We start from the raw sequence: 24195 nt of genomic DNA, 5'->3' as shown, positions 1-24195 counted from the left end.
GCGTCCGCACGCACCGACCGCAGGTCGCAGGCCGGAGACGAGCCGCGCCTCCCGTCCGGCGCCCTGTCGGGAATCGATGCGCGCGCATAGACTCAGACCGTGCGCGAACTCGGCTTCCTCTCCTTCGTCCCCAACCACGGCGGCACCGCCGGTGCTGCTGCCGCCCTGGAGGACGGTCTCCGCTTGTTCGAGACGGCCGAGTCGCTCGGGTACGGCACCGGCTGGGTCCGGGGCCGCCACTTCGAGCCCTTCCTGACCAGCCCGATGACGTTCTTCGCGGCGGCCGCCCAGCGCACGAGCACCATCGGTTTCGGCACCGCCGTCCTCGGCATGCGGTACGAGGATCCGATCCGTCTCGCCGAGGACGCCAGCACCGTCGACCTGCTCAGCGACGGCCGGGTGCAGCTCGGCATCAGCACCGGGATCGCCGGGTACGGCCCGATCCTCGACCCGGTGTTCGGCGGGTCGGAGCGCAGCTTCCGCGACGAGGCCGAGGTGCGTGCGGCGCGGCTGCTCGAGGTCCTGCAGGGCGAGCCGCTCGGCACTGCAGGGAAGGGCTACGAGAGCATCCCCGCCGGTGCCGACCTGACCCTCCAGCCGCTGTCGCCCGGCCTGCGCGACCGCGTCTGGTGGGGCGGCGGCAGCACGGGCACCGCGGTCCGCACGGCCGAGAAGGGCCTGCTGCTGCACTGCTCGACGCTCAACACCGAGGACACGGGCGCCCCGTTCGCCCAGGCACAGGCGGACCAGCTCACCGCGTACCGCGACCGCTTCGCCGAGCTGCAGGCCGCCGGCGAGCACCCCGGCCGCACGCCGAAGGTGGCGGTCGGTCGGATCGTCGTCCCGCTGCTCGACGACCACGACCGCCGGGTGCACGAGGAGTTCCTCACCGGGTACGCGAGCGGGATGGACGACGAGGGGCGCCCCCTGAGCGGTCCGCCGTTCCGGTTCAGCAGGATCGTGTCGGGCGGTGTGGACGAGATCGTCGACGCCCTGGCAGCCGACCCCGCGGTCCAGGCGACCGACGAGCTGGTGATCACCCTGCCGGCGAACGGCGACGCCGCGGCGCACGAACGCATCCTGCGGTTCGTCGCCGAGGAGATCGCCCCGCGGCTGCCCTGAGCACGACCGCTGACGACAGGCACCCGGCCGGGGCTCGAGTCGGGGTGGTGAGGTCCGACGAGCCCCGGGCCGGATGACCATCTCGTCCCTGATCCGTACGGGATGGTGGCATCACTCTTTCACTTTCTGAAGGATTTGTCATCATCACTTCCCCGGGAACGGGCACATGGCCAGTTGCGCACGACAACCCCTGGTCAGAAGCGGAAAGGTACGCTCTCGTACCTTTGCCCACAGGACGACGAATGCGCCCCCGCGCGGACGCGGGGACGCATTCTGGACGCACCGGGATCGACGGGGTTCCACGGCCGGATCAGGAGGCCGCTTCGCTCACACGACGATCCCTCGGTGGTGCGCGCGCCGACGGTAACCAGCCGACTGGCGCGGATTCATGCTACTGAACGCATCCACGACCGTGCGGAAATCGGCTCACTCCAGTTCGAGGGCCGCGGAACCGGCCAGGTCCGCGACCGAGGCACCGACGTGGAGCTCGAACGTCCCGGGCTCGTAGCGCCAGGCGCCGTCCCAGTGTGCGAACGCCCGGGCCGGAACCTCGATCGACACCTCGGTGGACTCCCCTGCCCCGAGCCGGACGGGCGCGAAGCCGACGAGCCAGCGAACGGGACGGTCGACCGACGACTCCGTCCGCGAGGCGTAGACCTGCACGACGTGCTTCCCGGCACGGTCGCCCGTGTTCGCCACGGTCGCGGTGACGATCGCGGCGTCACCCTCCGTCACGGTCGGCGACGCGGCCACGCCGTCGATCGTCCAGGTGGTGTAGCCCAGGCCGTGGCCGAAGGGGTAGGCGGGTTCGGTGCCGGCGCGCAGCCAGGCACGGTAGCCCACGTGCACGCCCTCGTCGTAGGCGACCTTGCCGTCGACCGGCGTGACGTCCTGCACCGGGACGTCGGCGAGGGTCGCCGGCCAGGTGGTGGGCAGGCGCCCGCCGGGCTCCGCGGCACCGGTCAGGACGTCGGCGAGCGCGTTGCCGTACTCCTGTCCGCCGAACCAGGTCAGGAGCACCGCGGCGACGTCGTTCCGCCAGGGCATCTCGACCGGCGAACCGGAGTTCACCACGACGACCGTGTTCGGGTTCACGGCGGCGACGGCACGGACCAGCTCGTCCTGGTGGCCCGGCAGCGCGAGCGACGAGCGGTCGTAGCCCTCGGACTCGACCTTGCTGTTCGTCCCGACGACGACGATCGCCACGTCGGCGTCGCGGGCCGTCGCGACCGCGGCCTCGACGAGTGCGGCGGGGTCGGCGTCGCTCGGCTCGGTACCGAACTGGTAGGCGAGCACACCGCCCAGCGCCTCGTCCTGCACGATGTCGTGCTCGATCCGGATCGCGAGCTGCTGCCCGGCCTCGACCGACACCGGCACCGAGCGCGCCGGCGGGTTGAGGAACGCCGCACCGAGCTGGTCCCCCTCGACCGGCACGGTCTCGTCGAGCAGGAGCTCGCCGTCGACCCACATGCGCGAGCGACCGGCGGCACCGATGCCGATCCGCACGGTCCCCGTCGTCTCGGCGGTGTACGTCGTGGTGACGTCGAGTCGGTCGGACTCCCGGATCGGGGCGTCGCCGCCGAACCAGAACAGCGCGGTGGCACGGCGGTCCTCGACGAACAGCTCCTCGCCGCCCTTGACGAACGCCACCCGTGCACCGGGCTCCCCCGTGGCCGGGTTCGTGATGCTGGACAGCGGGAACTCCGCGATGCCCTCCTGCACCACGGCGCCGATGGCGTGGTCGACCGTCGCGCCGGGGAAGGCCGCTCGGATGCCCTCGATGGGCGTGACGACGTGCTCCGGCACCACCGTCGCCGAACCGCCGCCCTGCGTGCGGGCCTGGTCGGCGTTGTGCCCGAGGAGCGCGATCCGCGACACCGCGGACGCATCGAGCGGCAGGATCCCGGTGTTGCGGACGAGGACGGTGCCCTCGGCCTCGGCCGTCCGCACGAACGCGACGCCGTCCTCGACGTGCACCGGCTGCGCGGCCACGGGCTCGAAGCCCTCGAGCGCGCCGACGCGGGCGGCGAGCGTCAGGATGCGGCGGACCTTGCGGTCGACGGCCTCCATCGGGACCTCGCCCGACTCGACCGCCTGCAGCAGGGGCCCCTCGCTCCACCAGGGGTTCGGCCCGGGCATCGCGACGTCCTGCGACGCCTTCGCCGACTCCACCGAGCGGACGCCGGTCCAGTCGGACACGACGATGCCGTCGAAGCCCCACTCCGAGTTGAGCGGTGTCTCGAGCAGGTCGTTCTCGGACGCGGTGACGCCGTTGATCGCGTTGTAGGACGACATGACCGCCCAGGCGTGCGCCTCGGTCACGGCCTTCTCGAACGCGAGCAGGTACAGCTCACGGAGCGCACGGTCCGACACCTCCGTCGACGCGGTGAACCGGTCGGTCTCGTAGTCGTTCGCGATGTAGTGCTTCGGGGTCGCGGCGACGCCGTTCTCCTGCACGCCGTCGACGTAGGACGCGGCGAGGTCGCCGGTCAGCAGCGGGTCCTCGCTGAACGCCTCGAAGTGGCGACCACCGAGGGGCGAGCGGTGCAGGTTGATCGTCGGGCCGAGGACGACGTCGACGCCCTTCCGGCGGGCCTCGACCGCCGCGGCGGCACCGTAGCGCTTCGCGATCGCGCGGTCCCAGCTCGCCGACAGGGCGGTGGCGGACGGCAGGTTGAGCGACGGGTCGCGCTCGTCCCAGACCTCGCCGCGGACGCCGGACGGACCGTCGGACATCAGGATGCGGCGCAGCCCGATCTTCTCGACCGGCCAGGTCGTCCAGAAGTCGCGCCCGGTCAGCAGCTGGACCTTCTCCGCGGTCGTCAGCTGTCCGACGAGCGCGGCGATGCGCTCGTCCAGCGGCGACGCGGCGGTCGGCCGGGAGGCGCGGGTGGTGTCGTCCACGGTGGTCACGATGGTCGGTCCCTTCGTTGTGCGACGCAGGCGACGGGGCATGACCTCCGCGCGCCATCGTCGGCGGCTGCGGGCAGCGTAGCACCCAAAACCTATCGGAAGTAGGTTTGTTGGGTCTCGAACCCGCTGTACGCTCGCGCCATGGCACGACGGGGTTCGTACGCGAAGGGGATCGCGAAGCGCGAGGAGATCCTCACGGTCGCGCTCGACCTCGTCGCGCAGCAGGGGTTCCGGCGCACGAGCATCAAGGACATCGCCGACGCGGTCGGGCTCACCCAGGCCGGGCTGCTGCACTACTTCGACTCGAAGGACGACCTCTGGGTGGAGATCCTCCGTCGCCGCGACGAGGTCGACCTGGCGCACGACTGGGGCACCGCGGCCGAGGACCCCGGTGCGTTCCTCGCGGCGATTGTCCGGCACAACACCGAGGTCCCGGGCCTCGTGCAGATGTTCGTCAACCTGTCGGCGGCCGCCGCGACCGACGACGAGCACCCCGCGCACGAGTACTTCCGCGAGCGCTACGAGCGCAGCCGGAGCGACTTCGCCCGGGACTTCCGCACCATGCAGCAGGACGGCCGGCTCCGCTCCGACGTGGACACCGAGCAGCTGGCGAGCGTGCTCCTGGCGATCTCCGACGGCATGCAGATCCAGTGGCTGTACGACCCGTCGCGGGACATGGCCGACCACGTCGAGCTCGTCGCACGGCTCGCGGTCGCGCAGTCCGTCACGCCCGCCCCGGCCTGACGCCGGCACCCCGGCCCGCCGCGCTCCCGCCGCGCTCGACCGCTCCGGCCCCGGGCCGCGTCGGCCGCATCGCCTGCGTCGCCTGCACCGCCTGCGCCGCCCGGACAGGTACCGCCAGTGCCTGGTCCCCGCTCGGGCGCGCACGGCAGGATGGGGTCCGGCCGACCAGGCCGTCCGACGACGATGTGGAGTGACGCGATGACGCGTGTTGTGGTGACCGGAGGCAGCGGGAAGCTCGGACGGGCGGTCGTCCGCGACCTCGACGAGCACGGGTACGACGTGGTCCTGCTCGACCGGGTGCCCTCCCCCGACAAGCCGGAGCGGGTGCCCTTCGTCCGCATCGACCTGAGCGACTACGGCCAGGTGCTCGGGGCGCTCACGGGCATCGACGACCGCTACGACCGCGTCGACGCCGTGGTGCACCTCGCCGCCGTACCGGCCCCCGGACAGGTGCCCGACGTCGCTCTCATCACGAACAACGTGACCGCGTCGATCAACGTCTTCCACGCCGCCCGTGTCGCCCGGATCAAGAACGTCGTGTGGGCGTCGAGCGAGACCCTGCTCGGCATCCCGATGGGCGAGCACCACCCGCCGTACCTGCCCGTCGACGAGGAGTTCGCGGTCCGCCCGCAGTCCTCGTACTCGCTCGGCAAGGCGGTCGAGGAGGAGATGGCCCGCCACTTCACCCGCTGGGACCCGGAGCTCAAGATGATCGGGCTGCGCTTCTCGAACGTCATGGACGAGACCGACTACCCGTCGTTCCCGTGGGACGCCTCCCCCGAGGCGAAGACCTTCAACCTGTGGTCGTACATCGACTCGCGCGACGGGGCGCAGGCCGTGCGGCGGTCGCTCGAGGCCGAGCTCACCGGGTTCGAGGCGTTCGTCATCGCGAGCCCCGACACCGTGATGGACACCCCGACGATCGAGCTCGTGGAGCGCTTCGTGCCGGACATCGAGCGCCGTGCGGACATCGACGGCACGAGCTCCCTGCTCTCGAGCGAGAAGGCCCGCGAGCTCCTCGGCTACGCCCCCGAGCACACCTGGCGGAACCACCGCTCGCGCTGACCGTTTCCGCGGGACGCAACGTCGGCGGTTGCTCGCAGCGCTCCACCGCTGCGAGCAGCCGCCACAGTTGCGTTCCGCGGGAGACCGGACGGGAGGCGCGGGGCGGCCTCAGGACGTCGGCGCGAGCAGCAGGCCGTCCAGCACCAGGTCGCGCACGCGCGGCAGCAGGTCTGCCGCGAGCGCGTCCTCGTCGACGCCGGTGATCTGCGCGATGGCGCCGACGATCGCCGCGACCGACAGCTCCCCGTCGCAGGCACCCACGAACGCGGCGAGCGCCGTGTCCGCGTCCACCCGACGGCCGAACCCACCGCCCTGCACGAGCGTGATCACGGTCGGGTCGTCGTTCCCGGGCCAGTAGTGCCGCTCCTCGGTCACGTCACCGGCGACCCGCAGGTGGGCGGCGGCGAGCGCCTCGTCGTCGTGCGCCTCGAGCCACCCGGTGGCGTCGAGCACCCGTGCGACCGTCGCGCCGAGCCCCACGGGGTTGGAACCGAGCGCCTCGGGGACCCGCTCGGTGCGGCGGAGGCGAGCCGTACCTCCCGGCCGACCGATCTCCGTTGCCGACGCCGACGCACGCCGGACGACCACGTACCCGAAACCGACCCCGGTGACCCGCCGGGTCGCGAAGTCGTCGAGCCAGGCGTCCACGAGCCGGTCGAACCCGTCCGTGCCGGGCTTCGTGCCGCCGTCGCGGATCCAGGTCTCGGCGTAGGCGGGCGGGTCCTCGCGCTCCCGCTCGACGACCCACAGGTCGAGGTCCTCGGCGTCCGCGAACCACGAGCGCACCCGGTCGAGCCCGTCGACGCCCCAGCGGTACTCCCAGTTGCCGAGCAGCTGCGCGGTCCCGCCGGGTGCGAGGTGGTCGGCGAGCCCGCGGAGCACGGTCTCGACGAGCGCGTCGCCGACCATGCCGCCGTCGCGGTACTCGTAGGAGGGCACGTCGTCGCGACGCGGGGTGATGACGAACGGCGGGTTCGACACGATCCGGTCGAACCGCTCGCCCGCGACCGGCTCGTACAGCGACCCGAGCCGGAACTCGATGCCGTCGATGCCGTTGAGCGCCGCGTTGAACCGGGCGATGTCGAGCGCACGGCGGGAGATGTCCGTGGCGACGACCTCGTCGGCGAAGCGACGGGCGTGCATGGCCTGGATCCCGCACCCGGTCCCGAGGTCGAGAACCCGTCGGACCGGCACCGGGACCTGGAGCCCGGAGAGCGTGGTGGTCGCGCCGCCGATGCCGAGCACGTGTTCCTCGCCCAGTGCGGTGCCGAGCGCGAGCTCCCCGAGGTCGGAGACGATCCACCAGCTGCCGGCGCCGAGGTCGTCGACGAAGGCGTAGGGCCGCAGGTCGACGGTCGGGTGGACCAGGAGGTGGTCGGCGTCGGGAGCACCGGCGTCGTCCGTGTCGTCGTCGATCCGGAGCAGACCGGCCGCGAGCACCGCGTCGAGCCCGGCCGTCGGGAACGCCCGCTCGGCATCGCTCCGGTCGACCGGCAGGCCGAGCACGAACAGCGTCGCGAGCGTGGTCAGCGGCGTGGAGTCCCGCGCGGCGAGCGCCCGCAGCGCGGCGACCCGGGAACCGCGGTGCAGCGATGCGGCGGCCTCGGTGCCCCAGAGTGCGTCGATGCGGTCGACGGTGAAGCCCGCGGCGTCGAGGTCGGCGGCGAGCGCCGTCGTCACCGCGGGGACGGTCGTGATCGTCGGGAGCTCGTGGGCGATCGGACCGCGGGGCCGGCCGGTCACGCGGGGACCTCCTCGCGCATGACGGTCGCGGGGACCTTCCACGCGGCCACCAGGTCGAGGAGCCCGGGGAAGCGCTGCTGCACGTCCTCGACCCGGACCCGGCTCGACCGCGTCAGTCCCTCCTGGTGCTGCTCGAGCAGGCCGGCCTCGCGCAGGACGCGGAAGTGGTGCGTCAGCGTCGACTTCGGTCGGTCGACCCCGACCCACCCGCAGCTGCGGACGCCGCCGGCGGCGTCGACCAGGTAGCGGTGCAGGATCGTCAGCCGGATCGGGTCGCTCAGTGCGTCGAGCACGACGGGCAGGTCCATCTCGGCGACGGTCGGCTGCGGCAGGCGTTCTGGGGCGACGACGGAGTCCACGGGCGCGGCGGGCATGCGACGACGGTAGCACCGCGCTGGCAGTAGTACGACTTGCGTCGTACTGGTGCACTGCTGTACGAATGCTGTCGTACAGCAGTCGATCCGGCCGGAAGGTGCCACCATGCAGTCAGCACGCGGAGTCGCGGGGTTCTGGATCCTCGCCGCCATGCTCTTCGTGGCGATGGCCTCGTCCTCGGTCCCGTCGCCGATCTACCCCGTCTACGCCGCCGAGTGGGACCTCACGCCGCTCATGCTCACGGGGGTGTTCGCGATCTACGTCGCCGGACTCCTCGTCACCATGCTCGTCGCCGGTCGGCTGTCCGACCACGTCGGCCGGAAGCCCGTGCTCGTCGCCGGCGGACTGCTGCTCGTCGTGTCGCTCGTGCTGTTCACCGGCGCCGACGGGTTCACGGCCCTCGTGGTCGACCGGATCGTGCAGGGCGTCGCGGTCGGGCTGCTCATCGGCGCCCTCGGTGCAGCGCTCATCGACAACTCGCTCGAGCGCTTCCCCTCGCTCGCGGGCGTGCTGAACGGTGCCGTCCCACCCTTCGCCCTGGCGACCGGCGCGGTGTCGAGCGGCGCCCTCGTGGAGTGGGGCCCGGCACCGGAGCAGCTCGTCTACGTGCTCTTCGGTGCGCTCCTGCTGCTGCTCGTCGCCGCCCTGGTCGTCGTGCCCGAGCGGGTCACGCGCCGACCGGGTGCACTCCGCTCCCTCCGCCCGACCGTGTCCGTCCCGCGGGCGTCGCGGGCGCTCTTCCGCGGCGTCGCCGGGGCGCTCGTCGCCAGCTGGGCACTGGGCGGGCTGTTCCTGTCGCTCGTGCCGTCGGCCCTCGGCGCGGTGTTCGGCATCCACGACCACTTCGCAGCCGGGGCTCTCATCGCCGTCGTCACCGGCGTCGGCGGACTCACCGGTCTCGCCATCCAGCGCCTCGACACACGTCGGAGCCTGTTCCTCGGGCTCGTCGCGCTCATCGTCGGCCCGGTCGTCACCGTGACGTTCGTGTTCGCGCACTCGCTGCCCGGGCTCGTCGTCGGCAGCGCGATCGCGGGCGTCGGCTTCGGCGCGGGCTTCCAGGCACCCCTGCGGATGCTGCTCGCCACCGCGGCGCCGACGCACCGCGCCGGACTCCTGTCGTCGGTCTACATCGTCAGCTACCTGGCGTTCGGCGTACCCGCCGTCGTCGCGGGACTCGTCGAACCGGCGTTCGGCTTCGTGCCGGTGCTCGCCGGCTACGGCGCCTTCATCGTCCTCGCCGCGGCGATCGCCCTCGTGCTGCAGCTCGCGTCACGCAGCGCGGCCGGGGTCGAGGAGCGCGCCGCCGAGGCCGTCGAGCGCACCGCGACCGGTTCCGTCCGGACCGTCGCCGAGTAGCGCTGCGCGAGGGCTAGTGCCCGGCCCGCGCCCGGTTCGGTCGCTGTGCGCGGACCCCGGTGCTGCGGTGTGCGTCGGCGTGCGCCGCGTCGACGTCGGCCTTGCCGCGGTCGGCCGCCCTCCGCAGCCACTGCGGTCCGTGCGCCTTCGCCCAGTCCCAGAAGCGGTGGAGCTGCGCGCGCAGCCACGTGATGATGCGGTGGAAGAAGTGGAACTCGCTCGCCAGGATCGTCAGGCCGATGAAGACCACGAGCCACCCCGGACCGGGCAGCGGCACGAGGATGAGCCCGATCACCACGACGAGTCCGCCGACGATCCCGACGAGCACCTTGTAGAACAGGTGCCACCCCGGCCGCGCGTGGATCCAGGCGCGCATCCGACGGAACCACCGGAAGCGGTGGTGCCGGTCGTCGGCGTCGGTCTCGGGAGCCGTGGTGTCGGCACGCACGACCGCGTCGGGTCGCTCGTGGGTGTCGTCCATGGCGGCAACCTAGGGCGCGCGGCTGGGAAACGGCGGCGCAACCGGTCCACGCCACGTGAGCAGTGGGACGGGCGGACACCGCGCCTCCCGGCCGTCACGGGCCTCGGCCCACCGGAGCCCTCGTTCCGTCGAGACGCCGCGGTCTCGTCGCGACGGCGTCGGATGCAACGGCGTTCTGCGCGCCCCGCGGCGTCTCGCGCAGTCGGGGCCGTGTCGCGCCGGCCGCAGCCCCGTCAGCGGGCCCCGTCGGCCTGGAGGCTCGTCACGCGTGAGCGACGCACGTCGCGGCCCACGGGACCGCGGCGAGACGGGCCTCCGGGATCGGCTCGCCGCCGACGGCGCACCGCCCGTAGGTGCCGGCGTCGAGCCGCGCGAGCGCGGCGTCGACCAGGCGGATGCGTTCCCGGGCGTCGTCGCGCACCGCACCGAGCGACCCACGCTCCCAGGCGAGGGTCGCCCCCTCGGGGTCGTGCTCGTCGTCCGCGTTGGCGTCCTGGCGCGCGTCGCTGACGTCCCGCATGCTGCGCTCGACGTCGGCGAGCAGCCGCGCGTTGCGCCGCCGTTCGTCGGCGAGCGCGGTGCGGGGGTCGTCCATGCCGACGACCGTAGTCGCGTCGGAATGCGGCCGCAGCAGCATGCGTTCGCATCGGCATGACGAAGATCGGGTTCCTGTCCTTCGGGCACTGGCGCGACGTGCCGGGCTCGCGTGTCCGCAGCGGCCGCGAGGCCCTCGTGCAGGCGATCGACCTCGCCGTCGCGGCCGAGGAAGCGGGCGTCGACGGCGCGTACTTCCGCGTGCACCACTTCGCTCCGCAGCAGGCGGCGCCGTTCCCCCTGCTCTCGGCGATCGCCGCCCGGACCAGCCGCATCGAGATCGGCACCGGCGTGATCGACATGCGCTACGAGAACCCGCTCTACATGGCCGAGGAAGCCGCGGCCACCGACCTCATCTCGGGAGGCCGACTGCAGCTCGGTGTCTCGCGGGGGTCACCCGAGACCGCCCTCGCCGGGTACCAGCAGTTCGGCTACGTGCCCGAGGCGCACGACACCAACGGCGGCGACATGGCGCGCTCCCACACCGACGTGTTCCGTCGTGCGATCGCCGGCGAGCCGATGGCACACGCGAACCCGCAGACGACCGGGTCGGCCGGGTCGCTGTCGGTGTCCCCGCTGTCGGACTCGCTGCCCGACCGGATCTGGTGGGGTGCCGGGACCCGCGCGACCGCCGAGTGGACGGCCGAGCAGGGCATGAACCTCATGTCGTCGACCCTGCTCACCGAGGACACCGGCGTGCCGTTCGACCAGCTGCAGGCCGAGCAGATCGAGCGCTTCCGGACGACGTGGCGCGAGATGGGCTGGGAGCGGACGCCCCGGGTCTCGGTGTCGCGCAGCATCATCCCGATCACCGACGACGAGTCGCGGCACTACTTCGGCGTGCGGGCACAGGTCGAGGGGCAGGACCAGGTCGGGCACCTCGACGGCGGGCTCGCCCGCTTCGGTCGGTCCTACATCGGGGAGCCGGAGCAGATCGTGGCCGAACTCGCCGCCGACGCCGCGGTCCGGGCTGCCGACACCGTGCTCGTCACCGTGCCGAACCAGCTCGGCGTGGACTTCAACGCCCGCCTGCTCGCAGCCACGAAGGCCGTCATGGACGAGGTCGACGCCGCGACCGTCCCCACGTAGGTCGGGTCGTCCGGCTCACGCCCCGGCGGGCGCTTCCGGCCAGAGCAGGCGGAAGCGCTCGCACAGCACCGGCATGTCCGGTTCGTACCCGCGCGGGTTCTCGGAGTGCTCACGCCAGTAGCGCTCGTGCACCGCACGCCAGTGCGCGAGGGTGCGGTCCCCCTCGCCCTCGGCGCGGGCGTGCTCCTCGCCGACCTGGTCGAACGGGACGACCCGCAGGTCCGTCGTCTCGATCACGGCTCGGGGGTCACCCCTCCCGTCGAGGATGACGCTGAGCTCGCCGACCTCGGGCAGCGGGTCGCCCGTCGCCTCGTAGTCCCACATCGACGACGCCGTGCCGTCCTTGATCCCGCGGAGCACCAGGTCGAGCAGACCGTCCGCGTGGTCGGGCGTCGCGCCGAACGCCCACGCCTCCGGCACGGCCTCGGGCAGCTCCGGTGCCTCGTCGCGGCGGGCGGCCCAGAAGGCGGACAGGGTCTCGGCGTCGGCGGTGATCACCGCACGACCGTAGCGCAGGTGCGACCGGTCCCCCTTGTTGCCGACACCCGCTGTGGGACTGTGGCCGTGCCTCCCGGCTGCGTAGCGTCGAGGTGCACCATCCACCGCACCCGCGAGGAGCACCCCGTGACGCTGCCGGCCGCCGGCTGGTTCCCGGACCCCCAGGACGCCCACCGCCTCCGGTGGTGGGACGGCCACGCGTGGGGCGGGGCGACGCGGGTGCTCCCGGCACGGCAGGAGCCCGTCGCACCGGTCGTCGTCGCACCGGTCGGGCCGTCGTTCTCCGTCGAGGGCGCAGCGGTGCGCACCGGGTCCTGGGCGTCCGGCGGGTCCGTGCAGCGGGTCGGGGCGGCGGCGCTCGTGGCGGTCCTGCTCGCGGTCGTGTCGATCGTCTGGAACCCGGTCGGCATCGCGAGCACGCTGGCCGTCGTCACGGGCGTCCTCGCGATCGTGCGTCCCGGCGCGACCGGCGGCTGGCGGGCGCTGTGGCGGAGCGCCGCGGCGAGCGCCCTCGTGGTCGCGGTCGCCACGGGCGTGGTCGCTGCATCCGCGCAGTTCCACCTGTTCTGAGCGCTGCGGGCGCAGCGCTACCGCCGCGCCCGCGGCGCTCGCGCGCTCGGCGCGCGGCGCTCGGCGCGCCGCGCGCCGCACCACGGGAAGCACGTCGCGCCAGGGTTCTCCATGGCGCGACGTGCTTCCGGTTGTGCTCGAGCACGTCGCGCCGCACGTCACCCCGACCCTGCCTGCGGCCCTGCCCGCCCGGCCGCCCGGCCGGGCGGCCGGGCGGCCGGGCGCAGCGCTACCGCCGCGCCCGCGGCGCTCGGCGCGCCGCACCACGGGAAACACGTCGCGCCACGGTTCTCCATGGCGCGACGTGCTTCCGGTTGTGCCCGAGCACGTCGCGCCGCACGTCACCCCGACCCCGCCTCCGGCCCCGCCCGGCCGGCCCCGGCCCCGCCCGGGCGCAGCGCTACCGCCGCGCCCGCGGGTGCGCCGTCTGGTACACGTCGCGCAGCATGTCGGCCGTGACGAGCGTGTAGATCTGCGTCGTCGCGACGCTCGCGTGCCCGAGCAGCTCCTGCACGACGCGCACGTCCGCGCCGCCCTCGAGCAGGTGCGTCGCGAACGAGTGCCGGAACGTGTGCGGGGACACGTGCGCCGCCAGTCCGGCCCGCTCCGCCGCCGCCTGGATCACGAGCCAGGCGCTCTGCCGCGACAGCCGCGCACCACGGGCGCCGAGGAACAGCGCCGGGGTCGACGGCCCACGCGCCGCGAACACCGGCCGGGCCCGGACGAGGTAGGCGTCGACCGCGGCCCGCGCGAAGCTGCCGAGCGGCACGATGCGCTGCTTGTTCCCCTTGCCGGTGACCTTCACGACCGCGAGCCCGTCGCCCTCGTCGTCCTCGGGGCCGGACAGCGTCGCGACGTCGTCCACCGACAACCCGACGGCCTCGGAGATGCGCGCTCCCGTGGCGTAGAGCAGCTCGAGGAGCGCCCGGTCCCGCAGCTGCACGGGGTCGTCGTCGGCCGAGCCCGCGGCACCGAGCAGTCGCTCCATGTCGTGCACCGAGATCGCCTTCGGCAGCCGTGACGGCGCCTTCGGTGGCCGGACGGCCGTGGCGGGGTCGAGCGGCAGCCAGCCCTCGGCGGCCGCGAACGCGGTGAAGGACCGCACCGAGCTGAGCATCCGGGCCACCGACCGTGGCGCGAGCGGCCGCTCCGGGCGCGAGGTCAGGTGCGTGACGAACCCGGCGACGTCCGCTCGTGCCAGGCGCGCGACGTCCGCGAGGGCCTCCGCTCCCCCGGCCCGGTCCGCACCCGCGGACGCGATCGACGGCGCCGAGGCGAGCCACTCCGCGAACACCGCCAGGTCCCGCCGGTAGGCCGCCACCGTGTGCTGCGACAGTCCCCGCTCGACGGCGACGTGCCGCAGGTAGGTGTCGGTGGCACGGTCGAGGGGGATCACCCGACAAAACTAGTGCGGGACCGCCCTGCGGAGGTCGTCAGTGCAGCCCGGCGTCCGGCTCGCCGAAGCGGCAGGCGGTGAAGGTCACCGTGAGCCCGGCCCGGGTTGGTGCGGCGCAGAACAGGCCGGCCGACACGACGGCGTCCGGGTCGAGGTGCGCGACCCGCACCAGCCGGGGCTCCTCGCCGTCGGCCCAGGCCCGGACCGTCACGGCGTCACCGGAGCGGCTCGCGCGCACCGTCACGACCCGCCCGGTCCAGGACGGCACGGGCGCGACGGACCAGTCGGACGTCCCGTGCGTCACGACGGCCCCGACCTGCGGCAGCCCGTCGGAGAACTCCACGCCCGCCTTCACCCACTCCTGCTCGTCGACCCGCAGGAACACCCCGGCCTGGTCGAACTGCTCCGCGAAGTCGAGGACGAACGAGACCTCCACGGCGAACGCGCCGTCGGTGGGTCGGAGGAGCGCGTGCTCCGAGTCGTGGACGAACCCGTACGAGGTCGTCCGCCAGGCATCGCTGCCCTCCTCCGCGGTCACGAGCAGGGCGGCACGATCGACGACGGGTTCGACGGCGACGGGCTCGTGCGTCCAGAGCCCGTCCCGCAGCAGGGCACCGAGCCCGCTGTCGGCCGTCACGCCGTCGCGTCCCGCTCGACCGCGTCCCGCTCGACCGCGCCGCGCTCGACCGCGCCCCGCTCGATCGCATCGACCGCGAGGGTCGCGACGACGAGCGCCGAGTTCTGCAGGCGGCCCGCGAGGATCCCCTCGACGAGCTCCGCCCGCGGCACCCATCGGGTCACGATGTCCGCCTCCTCGGCCTCACGCTCGAACGCGGACGCCGTCGCACGGACCCCACGGGCCCGGTAGACCTGGATGAACTCGTCGCTGCCGCCCGACGAGGTGTTGTACCGGACGAGGGGCTCCCAGTGGTCCGCCTCGAGGTCGGCCTCTTCCCCGAGCTCCCGCTGCGCGGCGGTGAGGTGGTCCTCGCCCTCGTGGTCGAGGAGCCCGGCCGGCAGCTCCCAGTCGCGCAGCTGCACGGGGTGGCGGTACTGCTGGATGACGAGCACGCGGCCCTCGTCGTCCTCCGCGAAGACGGCGACGGCGCCCGTGTGGTCGATGTACTCGCGGACCATGTCGTGCCCGTCGTAGTCGACGTGGTCACGGCGGACGTCCCAGACGGCACCCTCGTACACGACGGTGGAGTCGGTGACCTCGTACGAGGCGTGTTCGTCGGCGATCGGTGCGTCAGCGGCAGTCACCAGCCCATCCTGGCACGCGGCTCCGTCAGCCCTCCCCGGGACGGACGGGAGGCGCGGTGCCAGCTGGCACCGCGCCTCCCGTCAGCGACAACGCGCGTTGAGCGACAGCGCGCGTTACGCGACGACCTCCGCCGACTCCTCGGCCGGGTCGAACAGGCTGGACGCCTCGTGGCGCGCGATCGCCGCGTCCACCAGCCCGGCGAACAGCGGGTGCGCGTTCGTCGGACGCGAGCGCAGCTCCGGGTGTGCCTGCGTGGCGATGTAGAACGGGTGCACGTCGCGCGGCAGCTCGACGTACTCGACCAGGGTGCCGTCGGGCGAGGTGCCCGAGAACACCAGGCCGGCGTCCGCGATCTGCTGACGGTAGGTGTTGTTCACCTCGTAGCGGTGACGGTGGCGCTCCGAGGCCTCGGACGCACCGTAGAGCTCGGCCGCGAGCGACCCGTCGGTGAAGTGCGCCGGGTACAGGCCGAGGCGCATCGTGCCGCCCATGTCGCCACCGGCGATGATGTCGACCTGCTCCGCCATGGTCGCGATGACCGGCGTCGAGGTCTCCGGGTCGAACTCGGTGCTCGACGCGTCGGTCAGGCCGGCCTCGTGGCGGGCGTACTCGATGACCATGCACTGCAGGCCGAGGCACAGGCCGAGCGTCGGGATGCCCTGCTCACGCGCGAACCTGAGCGCGCCGAGCTTGCCCTCGATGCCGCGGACACCGAACCCGCCGGGGACGCAGATGCCGTCGACGTCACCGAGCTGCTTCGCGGCACCCTCGGGCGTCGTGCAGTCGTCGGACACGACCCACTTCAGCGTGACCTTGGCGTTGTGGGCGAAGCCACCGGCGCGCAGGGCCTCGGTGACCGACAGGTAGGCGTCCGGCAGGTCGATGTACTTGCCGACCAGCGCGATCGTGACGTGCTTCTTCGGCTCGTGCACCGCGTCGAGGACCGGGTTCCACGCGGACCAGTCGACGTCGTGCGCGTCGAGCTTCAGCGCGTCGATGATGACCTGGTCGAGACCCTGGTCGTGCAGCAGCGTCGGCAGGTCGTAGATCGAGGGGACGTCGACGGCGTTCACCACGGCGTCCTCGTCCACGTCGCACATGAGGGCGATCTTGCGCTTGTTCGACTCCGACACCGGGCGGTCCGAGCGGAGCACGAGGGCGTCCGGCTGGATGCCGATCGAGCGGAGCGCGGCGACGGAGTGCTGCGTCGGCTTGGTCTTCTGCTCGCCCGAGGCGCTCATGAACGGCACGAGCGACACGTGCACGAAGAACACGTTGTTGCGGCCGAGCTCGTGGCGGACCTGGCGGGCGGACTCGATGAACGGCTGGGACTCGATGTCACCGACCGTGCCGCCGACCTCGGTGATGATGACGTCGGGCTGCGGGTCGTTCTCGGCCTGCTCGCGCATCCGACGCTTGATCTCGTCGGTGATGTGCGGGATGACCTGGACGGTGTCGCCGAGGTACTCGCCGCGACGCTCCTTGGCGATCACGCTGGAGTACACCTGACCGGTCGTGACGTTCGCGGCCTGCGACAGGTTGATGTCGAGGAAGCGCTCGTAGTGCCCGATGTCGAGGTCCGTCTCGGCACCGTCGTCGGTCACGAAGACCTCGCCGTGCTGGAACGGGTTCATGGTGCCCGGGTCCACGTTGAGGTACGGGTCGAGCTTCTGCATGACGACCTTGAGGCCGCGCGCCGTGAGCAGGTTGCCGAGGCTGGCCGCCGTCAGGCCCTTGCCGAGGGACGAGACGACCCCGCCGGTCACGAAGATCTGCTTCGTGACCTTCGGGGTCGAGGTCGAAGAATTGGTTCCGCCGCTGAGAGTGTCCGCCACGGGGTTCCATCGTACGTCAGAACTGCCGGGAGGCGCGACCCGCGTTCGCCGCGGGCGTTGCGCCCGCCGACCGGTCACCCCCGCCGTCCCCGCAGGACGCAACGTCGGCGACTGTGCGCAGCGCTGTACCGCTGCGCGGAGCCGCCTTCGTTGCGTGTTGCGGACGAGGGCGGAGGGACGGGGCGGGGCGTGCCTCCAGGCCGGACCGTTGGCTAGGCGCGCTGGCCGGCGACGTCGAGGAGCTCGCGCGCGTGCTCGATGCCGCTCGCGCTGTCGCCCAGGCCGGAGAGCAGGCGGGCCATCTCCTGGAGCCGGTCCTCGCCCTCGAGCCGGCGCACGCTCGACGAGGTCACGGCGCCGCTGGCGTCCTTGACGACGTTGAGGTGGTTGTTCGCGAACGCGGCGACCTGGGCGAGGTGCGTGACGACGATGACCTGCGTCCGCTCGGCGAGCTTCGCGAGCCGCCGACCGATCTCGATCGCCGCGGCTCCGCCGACGCCGGCGTCGACCTCGTCGAACACGAAGGTCGGGACGGTCGTGCTGCCGGCCATGACGACCTCGATCGCGAGCATCACGCGCGAGAGCTCGCCGCCGGACGCGCCCTTGCCGATCGGGCGGGGGTCGGTGCCGGAGTGCGGCTGGAGCAGGATCGCGACCTGGTCGCGCCCGTGCCGGCGGTACTCGCCGCCGTCGGTGACCTCGACCACCAGGGTCGCGCCGGCCATCGCCAGCGTCCGGAGTTCCGCGGTGACCCGCTTCGCAAGGTCGCCCGCGGCCTTCGTGCGGGCCGCGGTCAGCGCAGCGGCCGTCTGCGCGAGGGCCTGCTCGTCCTGCTCGACGCTCTGCTGCAGCGCGACGATGCGGTCGTCGTCACCGTCCAGCTCCAGCAACCGGTCGCTCGCCCGCTGGCCGTACGCGATCACGTCGTCGACCGTCTCGCCGTACTTGCGCGTCAGGTTCGCCAGGAGTGCCCGGCGTTCGTTGACGAGCTCGAGGTCGTGCCCGGCGTCCGGCTCCAACGAGCCGAGGTAGCTGGACAGGCCGGCGGATGCGTCCGAGGCCTGGATCCCGAGTTCGGTCAGCTGCTCGAGCACGGGCTGGAGGGCCGGGTCGGACCCGGCGACGCGCTCGACGGCCCGGCGTGCCGCCTCGACCAGTCCGACGACGTCGGCGACCCCGTCGAGGGACTCGCTGGACAGTGCCTCGTGGGCGGTGCCGGCGGCCAGGCGGAGCTCCTCGAGGTTGCCGAGGCGTTCGGCGCGTTCGGCGAGCTCGACGTCCTCGCCGGGCTGCGGGTCGACCGACTCGATCTCGTCCGACGCGGCGCGGATGCGTTCGGCCTCGGCGACGCGGTCGTCGCGGTCCCGCACGAGCGTCTCCAGCTCGCCGGCGTGCGCCTGCCAGGTGTCGTAGGCGGCGACGTAGGCACCGAGTGCCCGCTGCACGGCCCTGCCGCCGAAGCCGTCGAGGGCGGCGCGCTGCGCCGAGGCCGACGTCAGGCGGATCTGGTCCGACTGCCCGTGCACGGTCACCAGCTGGTCGGCGAGCTCGCCGAGCACCGCGACCGGGGCACTGCGGCCACCGACCGTCGCACGGCTGCGGCCCTCCGCCGAGACCGTGCGGGTCAGGATGAGCTCGCCGTCCTCGACGGTCCCGCCCGCGTCCTCGACACGCTCCGCGACGGCGGCGTTGTCCGGGACGTGCCAACGCCCCTCGACCACCGCGCTGGAGGCGCCGCGGCGCACGGAGCCGGCATCCGCCCGGGCACCGAGCAGCAGCCCGAGCGCCGTGACGATCATGGTCTTGCCCGCACCGGTCTCGCCGGTGACGACGGTGAAGCCGGGTCCGAGCTCGAGCGTGGTCTCGCCGATGACGCCGAGGTCGGAGATGACGATCTCCTCGATCATGCGTCGTCCTCGGTCGCCGGACCGCGCCAACCCGCGACGGGCAACTGGAACTTGGCGACCAGCCGGTCGGTGAACGGAGCGTCCTTCAGCCGGGCGACCCGGACGGGGTCGGGCGATCGACGGACCTCGACCCGGGCACCCGGCGGCAGGTCGTGGGTGCGACGGCCGTCGCACCACAGGACACCGACGCCGCTCGTGCGCCGGAGGACCTCGATCGCGAGGGTGCAGTCCGGCCCGACGACGATCGGACGCGAGAACAGGGCGTGCGCGCTGAGCGGCACCATGAGCAGGGCGTCGACGTCCGGCCAGACGATCGGGCCGCCGCCGGAGAACGAGTAGGCCGTGGACCCGGTCGGGGTGGCGACGACGACGCCGTCGCAGCCGAAGGACGACAGCGGCCGACCGTCCACCTCGGTGACGACCTCGAGCATGCGCTCGCGGGAGGCCTTCTCGATCGTCGCCTCGTTCAGCGCCCACGAGGAGTAGACGACCTCGTGCCCGACGACCACGTCGACCTGGAGCGTCACACGCTCCTCGACCTTGTAGTCGCCGACCAGGGCACGCTCGACCGTGGCCCGCAGCCCGTCGCGCTCGCTCTCGGCCAGGAAGCCGACGTGTCCGAGGTTCACGCCCACGATCGGGGCGCGCGTCCCCCGCACGAGTTCGGCGGCACGGAGGATCGTGCCGTCCCCGCCGAGGACGATGACGATCTCGAGGGCGTCGGCCTGCACGTCGACACCCAGGATGTCGACCTGGCCGACCGAGGCCTCCGCCCGTCGGACGTCGGCGTACTCGTCGAACGGCATCACCGGGGTGAGTCCGGCGGCGTGCAGCAGGTCGCAGACCTCGACGGCGGCGTCGATGGAGTCCTGTCGGCCCGTGTGGGAGACGAGCAGGATGTGCCGGTCGTCGTCGCTCATGCAGCCCCTTCGGTGAGTTCGGTGGCCCGACCGATCCACGCTGTCGGGTTCCCCCATCCTGCCGGATGACCCCCGACACCACGCTGGAAGTGCGCGAGGTACTCGTGGTTGCCGTGCGTGCCGACGATCGGCGATGCGGTCAGCCCGACCGTCCCGAGGCCCGCGTCCCACGCCGACCAGAGCACGTTCATGAGCGCGTCGTTCCGCAGGGCGGGGTCGCGCACGATGCCCTCGCGCACACCACCACGGCCGACCTCGAACTGCGGCTTCACGAGCAGCACGAAGTCGTCCGCGGGCACGGCGGCCGCCAGCACGGGCAGGACGATGCGCAGGGAGATGAAGGACAGGTCCCCGACGACCAGGCTCGTGCGGGGCGCTGCGTCGTCGAGCGCCGCGTAGGTGTCCGGCGTGAGGTCACGGGCGTTGCACCCCTCGACCACACGCACCCGCTCGTCGATGGCGACCACCGGGTCGAGCTGACCGTGCCCGACGTCGAGGGCGACGACGCGGGCGGCTCCGTGGTGGAGCAGCACCTGTGTGAACCCGCCCGTGGACGCGCCGACGTCGAGCACGACGCGCCCGCTCGGGTCGACGTCGAAGGCCTCGAGGGCACGGACGAGCTTCCGCGCCGCACGCGACACCCACTCGTCCTCGGTGTCGACGACGAGCTCGGCGTCCGGCGCGACCGGGGCCGACGGCTTCACGACCGCCGTGCCCCCGACCGTCACGCGGCCGGCCTGGACCAGCTTCGCCGCGGCGGTCCGTGACCTGACCAGCCCGCGGGCGGCGAGCAGGGCGTCCAACCGGACCGGGCGCTCCTCGTCGTGCTCAGGCACCGGCACCGCCGTCTCCTCGTCCGCTCCCCCACACCTGCGTGGCGCCGGCAGCGCGACCCGAGCTGTGCCCCTGCGGTGCCTGGCCGCTCTCGAGGCGGGTGCGCAGATCGTCGTGCAGCGCGGCGAAGGCGTCGGCGCGCTCGGGCAGGGGCAGCGCCTCGGCAGCCGCGGTGCGTTCCGCGAAGCCATCCGGCTGCTGCGCGGGCAGTCGGTGCTCGCCCGGCTGTCGCTCGCCCGGCTGCTGCTGCTCGCCCTGCTCCTGCTCGGGCGGCTGCTGCGGGTGGGGCACGTCGGTCACGCTACTCGCCGCCGTACAGCTTCGGGTCGACGTCGAGGCCGTAGATCGCCAGTCCGGACTCCCAGATCAGCGCCGCTCCGGCGCGGAGCAGGTCGATCGGGGTCCCGCTGTCGAGCACCCGGACGACGTGCCCGTGCATCGCGACCGTGGCGTCGCCGACCGTGACGTACCGGGTGCCGTCCGGGTCCTGCCGCCGCACCGTCACCGGGTACGGCTCGGACAGCCCACGGAGGTCCTGCAGGACGTACGTCGGACGCGAGCGCTGGTCGGACGCGAGCACCTGCTTCGCCTGGTCGATGCCCGTCAGCACGAGCACGCTCGGGATGCCGGCGTCGTTCGCGCCCTTGATGTCCGTGTCGAGCCGGTCGCCGATGAACAGCGGGTGCTCGCCGCCGAAGCGGGCGATCGCGGCGTCGAAGATCGGTCGCTCCGGCTTGCCCGCCACCACCGGCATCCGCCCGACGGCCTGGTGCACCGCGGACACGAGCGTGCCGTTGCCGGGCGCGATGCCACGCTCGACCGGGATCGACCAGTCCATGTTCGTCGCCACCCACGGCACGTCCGGATCGGCGAGGGCGAAGGAGGCCTCGGCCAGGTGCGTCCACCCGAGGTCCGGCGAGAACCCCTGGATGACCGCTGCCGGAGCGTCGTCGGCGCTCGTCGTCACGGTGAAGCCCGCCTCCTCGACGATGCTCGTCAGCCCGAGGCCGCCGGTGACCAGCACGGTGGACCCGGCCGGCACCAGTGTCTCGAGCAGCCGCACGCCCGCCTGCGACGAGGTCACGACGTCGTCGGCGGTCACCTCGAGGCCGTAGCCCTCCAGGTGCTCCGCGACGTCGGACGGCCGACGAGAGGCGTTGTTCGTGATGTAGCCGACCCGAGCCGTCAGCGACGCCCGTGTCAGGGCCTCGACAGCGTGCGGGATCGCGTTGCGTCCGCGGTACACGACACCGTCGAGGTCGGTGAGGACGACGTCCACACCGTCCGTCGGCGGCCTCGGGACGTCAGTCGGCTGCGGAGCCGTCGACGTCGCGGGGGTTGTCGTCGTCGATCTCGCCGAGGTCGTCGTCGGGGTCGACGTCGCCGCCGAGCTGGTCGGTGTCGTCGAGCGCTCCGGTCCCGTGCTCGTCACCGGCGACGGACTCGTCACCGACGACGGCGTCGTGCTCGTCGTGTCCTTCGACTTCTTCCTCGACCACATCGACAGTCTCCCATGCGTTCTCGTCGGCGATCTCGGCCAGGGCGGCGGCAGCCCGGTCGACCCGCGCCCACCACTCGTCGGCCTCGTCCTGGCGGCCGAGCTCCTCGAGCGTGGCCGCGTAAGCACTGTAGAGGGCCGGCGACCAGCTGTACGCCGTGGTCGGGTCGAGCTGCGGGATCTCGAGCTCGCCGAGCGCGGCCGTCGGGTTGCCCAGGTCGATCCGGGCACCGGACATCGCGATCGCGAGCTCCACCTGCACCGCCGTGTCCAGCGCGGCACGGTCGACCGACCGGCCGAGCTCGAGCGCCCGCTCCGGACGTCCGAGACCCCGCTCGCAGTCGACCATCATCGGCAGCTGGTCGTTCTTGCCGGAGATGCGACGGTAGGTGCGCAGCTCACGGAGCGCCGTGGCGAAGTCGCCCGTCCGGTACGCGGTGATCGCCGCGGTCTCGCGGACGACCGCCACACGACCGGCCCGACGCGCAGCGCTCAGCGCGTGCAGGTTGGCCGTCTCCGGGTCCTCGTCGACGAGCAGCGCCGCCATGACGAGGTGCTTCGCGACCCACTCGGCGTTGTCCTTGCTGAGCGTCTTGAGCTCGGCGCGGGCAGCCGGGTCGAGGTCCCGCGGCGAGACGCTCTCGTCGATCTCGGGGTCCTCGTGTCGCGGACGGACGGAACGCGTGCCGTACGGGTCACGGTCCTCCCAGTCGTCACGGGCAGCCTCGCCGAAGCGTGCGCCGGCATGACGGGAGCCGTCGCCGAACCGAGGGCGGTCGCCCCGGTCGTCGTCGCGGCGCGGGCGGTCGTCGGCACCGCGGAACGGACGACGCTCACCACCGTCACGCTGCGGACGACGATCATCGCCACCACGGAACGGACGGCGGTCATCACCGTCACGCTGCGGACGGCGGTCATCGCCACCACGGAACGGACGGCGCTCGCCACCGTCACGCGCCGGACGACGGTCATCACCAACACGGAATGGACGACGGTCGCCACCGTCACGCGCCGGACGACGGTCGTCGCCACCGCGGAAAGGCGCGCGGTCATTGCGACCGCGGAAGGGACGATCACCATCACGCTGCGGACCACGGTCGCCACCGTCACGCTGCGGACGACGGTCGTCGCCACCACGGAAGGGCGCGCGGTCATCGCGACCACGGAAAGGACGATCACCATCCCGCTGCGGCCGACGGTCGCCACCGTCACGCTGCGGACGACGGTCGTCGCCACCACGGAAGTGCGCTCGGTCATCGCGACCACGGAAAGGACGATCACCATCACGCTGCGGCCGACGGTCGTCGCCGCCACGGAACGGACGGCGGTCACCATCACGGGCCGGGCGGTCAGCGCCTCGAGGACCGTCACCGCGGGGCGGACGCCCCGTACCGTCGCGGTCACCCTGCCGAGCCGGCCGACGGCCACCATCACCGAACGACCGGTCGCCCTCGCGGAAGCCCCGACGGTCGTCGCGACCGTTCCGGCCGGCGTCGCGGACTGGACGGTCACCGTCCCGTCGCGCACGATCCCCCTCGCGACGCTCGAAGTCGCGCGGCCCGGACGACCAGCGGCTGCCCTCGCGCCGCTCCCCGCGATCCCGGTCGTTGCGCTGCTGCTCGTCGTCGTTCGCCACCGTTGCTCCTCATCGCGTGCCCGTGCTCGAATACGCCGGGCGGTCGTCCGCTGTGTCGTTGTGGGGGGTACCGCACGGTCGTCCGTGCTCACTGCGGGTCCAGTCCATCACGAACCGGACCGCGAGTCGAGCGACCTACGGCGGAAACAGATGTGGCCACCGGCCTCCATGAGAACGAGGGTCTCCCCTACGAGTTCTCGATGGAGGGCCGATGGCCACATCACTTACGTTGAGTCCGGCGGCGTCCTACTCTCCCACAAGGTCCCCCTTGCAGTACCATCGGCGCTGAGAGGCTTAGCTTCCGGGTTCGGAATGTGACCGGGCGTTTCCCTCTCGCTATGACCACCGGAACACT

22 protein-coding genes and 1 rRNA gene are annotated in these 24195 nt (G+C 72.9%); 6 read left to right on the top strand and 17 right to left on the bottom strand.

Translation table 11 applies throughout. From position 1 onward, the window contains the following. The first annotated feature begins 99 nt into the window (after nt 1-99). Nucleotides 100-1122, top strand: a complete 1023-nt coding sequence (locus M3666_RS15240; protein WP_251155672.1) for an LLM class flavin-dependent oxidoreductase — start codon at nt 100-102, stop codon at nt 1120-1122. A 426-nt stretch (nt 1123-1548) separates the two neighbouring features. Here the strand turns inward: M3666_RS15240 and M3666_RS15235 are convergent, their stop codons facing one another. After that, a complete protein-coding gene (locus tag M3666_RS15235; RefSeq protein WP_251155671.1) occupies nt 1549-4035 on the bottom strand; it encodes a glycoside hydrolase family 3 C-terminal domain-containing protein in 2487 nt (828 codons plus the stop codon). Nucleotides 4036-4176: 141 nt separating this feature from the next. Here M3666_RS15235 and M3666_RS15230 point away from each other — a divergent pair, with 141 nt between their 5' ends. Next, on the top strand, nt 4177-4779 hold the full coding sequence (locus M3666_RS15230) for a TetR/AcrR family transcriptional regulator (protein ID WP_209685936.1): 603 nt from the start codon (nt 4177-4179) through the stop codon (nt 4777-4779). A 198-nt stretch (nt 4780-4977) separates the two neighbouring features. Further along, entirely contained in the window at nt 4978-5844 is an 867-nt protein-coding gene (locus M3666_RS15225; protein ID WP_066658693.1) for an NAD(P)-dependent oxidoreductase, read from the top strand. Between the two features lie 108 nt (nt 5845-5952). Here the strand turns inward: M3666_RS15225 and M3666_RS15220 are convergent, their stop codons facing one another. After that, nucleotides 5953-7587, bottom strand: a complete 1635-nt coding sequence (locus M3666_RS15220) for a methyltransferase (RefSeq protein WP_374109594.1) — start codon at nt 7585-7587, stop codon at nt 5953-5955. After that, complete coding sequence (locus tag M3666_RS15215; protein ID WP_251155670.1) at nt 7584-7961, bottom strand: helix-turn-helix transcriptional regulator; 378 nt, start codon at nt 7959-7961, stop codon at nt 7584-7586. Before M3666_RS15215 ends, M3666_RS15220 begins: the two co-directional genes overlap by 4 nt. Before the next feature lie 106 nt (nt 7962-8067). On the opposite strand from M3666_RS15215, the gene M3666_RS15210 reads away from it, so the two are divergent. Continuing rightward, nucleotides 8068-9318: an MFS transporter gene (locus tag M3666_RS15210; protein ID WP_066656361.1), complete on the top strand. Its 1251-nt coding sequence runs from the start codon at nt 8068-8070 to the stop codon at nt 9316-9318. 13 nt (nt 9319-9331) lie between these two features. On the opposite strand, the gene M3666_RS15205 is transcribed toward M3666_RS15210, so the two are convergent. Both M3666_RS15205 and M3666_RS15200 read right to left on the bottom strand, forming a co-directional pair. After that, entirely contained in the window at nt 9332-9799 is a 468-nt protein-coding gene (locus M3666_RS15205) for a TIGR02611 family protein (protein WP_235426374.1), read from the bottom strand. A 262-nt stretch (nt 9800-10061) separates the two neighbouring features. After that, nucleotides 10062-10394, bottom strand: a complete 333-nt coding sequence (locus M3666_RS15200; protein ID WP_251155669.1) for a TraR/DksA C4-type zinc finger protein — start codon at nt 10392-10394, stop codon at nt 10062-10064. Between the two features lie 56 nt (nt 10395-10450). On the opposite strand from M3666_RS15200, the gene M3666_RS15195 reads away from it, so the two are divergent. After that, nucleotides 10451-11482, top strand: coding sequence for an LLM class flavin-dependent oxidoreductase (locus M3666_RS15195; protein WP_285841436.1), 1032 nt, complete (start codon nt 10451-10453; stop codon nt 11480-11482). Nucleotides 11483-11497: 15 nt separating this feature from the next. On the opposite strand, the gene M3666_RS15190 is transcribed toward M3666_RS15195, so the two are convergent. After that, nucleotides 11498-11977: an ASCH domain-containing protein gene (locus tag M3666_RS15190; protein WP_374109596.1), complete on the bottom strand. Its 480-nt coding sequence runs from the start codon at nt 11975-11977 to the stop codon at nt 11498-11500. Nucleotides 11978-12106: 129 nt separating this feature from the next. On the opposite strand from M3666_RS15190, the gene M3666_RS15185 reads away from it, so the two are divergent. Then, complete coding sequence (locus M3666_RS15185; protein ID WP_066656369.1) at nt 12107-12550, top strand: DUF2510 domain-containing protein; 444 nt, start codon at nt 12107-12109, stop codon at nt 12548-12550. A 400-nt stretch (nt 12551-12950) separates the two neighbouring features. On the opposite strand, the gene M3666_RS15180 is transcribed toward M3666_RS15185, so the two are convergent. The 11 genes from M3666_RS15180 to rrf all read right to left on the bottom strand — a co-directional run bounded on the left by M3666_RS15180 (nt 12951) and on the right by rrf (nt 24190). Continuing rightward, nucleotides 12951-13943 carry a site-specific tyrosine recombinase XerD gene (locus tag M3666_RS15180; RefSeq protein ID WP_251155739.1) on the bottom strand — a complete coding sequence of 331 codons (993 nt, stop codon included), beginning with the start codon at nt 13941-13943 and terminating at the stop codon, nt 12951-12953. A 40-nt stretch (nt 13944-13983) separates the two neighbouring features. Further along, entirely contained in the window at nt 13984-14583 is a 600-nt protein-coding gene (locus M3666_RS15175; protein WP_308301857.1) for a DUF1349 domain-containing protein, read from the bottom strand. Then, the gene (locus tag M3666_RS15170) at nt 14580-15209 is read right to left on the bottom strand and encodes an NUDIX hydrolase (RefSeq protein ID WP_251155667.1); all 630 of its coding nucleotides are present in this window, start codon (nt 15207-15209) and stop codon (nt 14580-14582) included. The genes M3666_RS15175 and M3666_RS15170 overlap by 4 nt, the downstream gene beginning before the upstream one ends. Before the next feature lie 114 nt (nt 15210-15323). Continuing rightward, a complete protein-coding gene (locus tag M3666_RS15165; protein WP_066656378.1) occupies nt 15324-17045 on the bottom strand; it encodes a CTP synthase in 1722 nt (573 codons plus the stop codon). A gap of 212 nt (nt 17046-17257) precedes the next feature. Further along, on the bottom strand, nt 17258-18952 hold the full coding sequence (gene recN / locus M3666_RS15160) for a DNA repair protein RecN (protein WP_251155666.1): 1695 nt from the start codon (nt 18950-18952) through the stop codon (nt 17258-17260). After that, a complete protein-coding gene (locus M3666_RS15155; RefSeq protein WP_066656388.1) occupies nt 18949-19872 on the bottom strand; it encodes an NAD kinase in 924 nt (307 codons plus the stop codon). The genes recN and M3666_RS15155 overlap by 4 nt, the downstream gene beginning before the upstream one ends. Then, complete coding sequence (locus M3666_RS15150) at nt 19869-20714, bottom strand: TlyA family RNA methyltransferase (protein WP_251155665.1); 846 nt, start codon at nt 20712-20714, stop codon at nt 19869-19871. Before M3666_RS15150 ends, M3666_RS15155 begins: the two co-directional genes overlap by 4 nt. Next, nucleotides 20701-20997 carry a hypothetical protein gene (locus tag M3666_RS15145; RefSeq protein ID WP_251155664.1) on the bottom strand — a complete coding sequence of 99 codons (297 nt, stop codon included), beginning with the start codon at nt 20995-20997 and terminating at the stop codon, nt 20701-20703. The genes M3666_RS15150 and M3666_RS15145 overlap by 14 nt, the downstream gene beginning before the upstream one ends. Nucleotides 20998-21007: 10 nt before the next feature. Beyond that, on the bottom strand, nt 21008-21985 hold the full coding sequence (locus M3666_RS15140) for an HAD-IIA family hydrolase (protein ID WP_251155663.1): 978 nt from the start codon (nt 21983-21985) through the stop codon (nt 21008-21010). Between the two features lie 25 nt (nt 21986-22010). Beyond that, nucleotides 22011-22751: a hypothetical protein gene (locus M3666_RS17190; protein ID WP_251155662.1), complete on the bottom strand. Its 741-nt coding sequence runs from the start codon at nt 22749-22751 to the stop codon at nt 22011-22013. 1322 nt (nt 22752-24073) lie between these two features. Beyond that, nucleotides 24074-24190 (bottom strand): 5S ribosomal RNA (gene rrf, locus M3666_RS15130). Nucleotides 24191-24195 lie beyond the last annotated feature (5 nt).

It is taken from the genome of Curtobacterium sp. ODYSSEY 48 V2 (assembly GCF_023712625.1).
Lineage (GTDB): Bacteria > Actinomycetota > Actinomycetes > Actinomycetales > Microbacteriaceae > Curtobacterium.
This window is presented reverse-complemented; position numbering and strand designations above follow the sequence as displayed.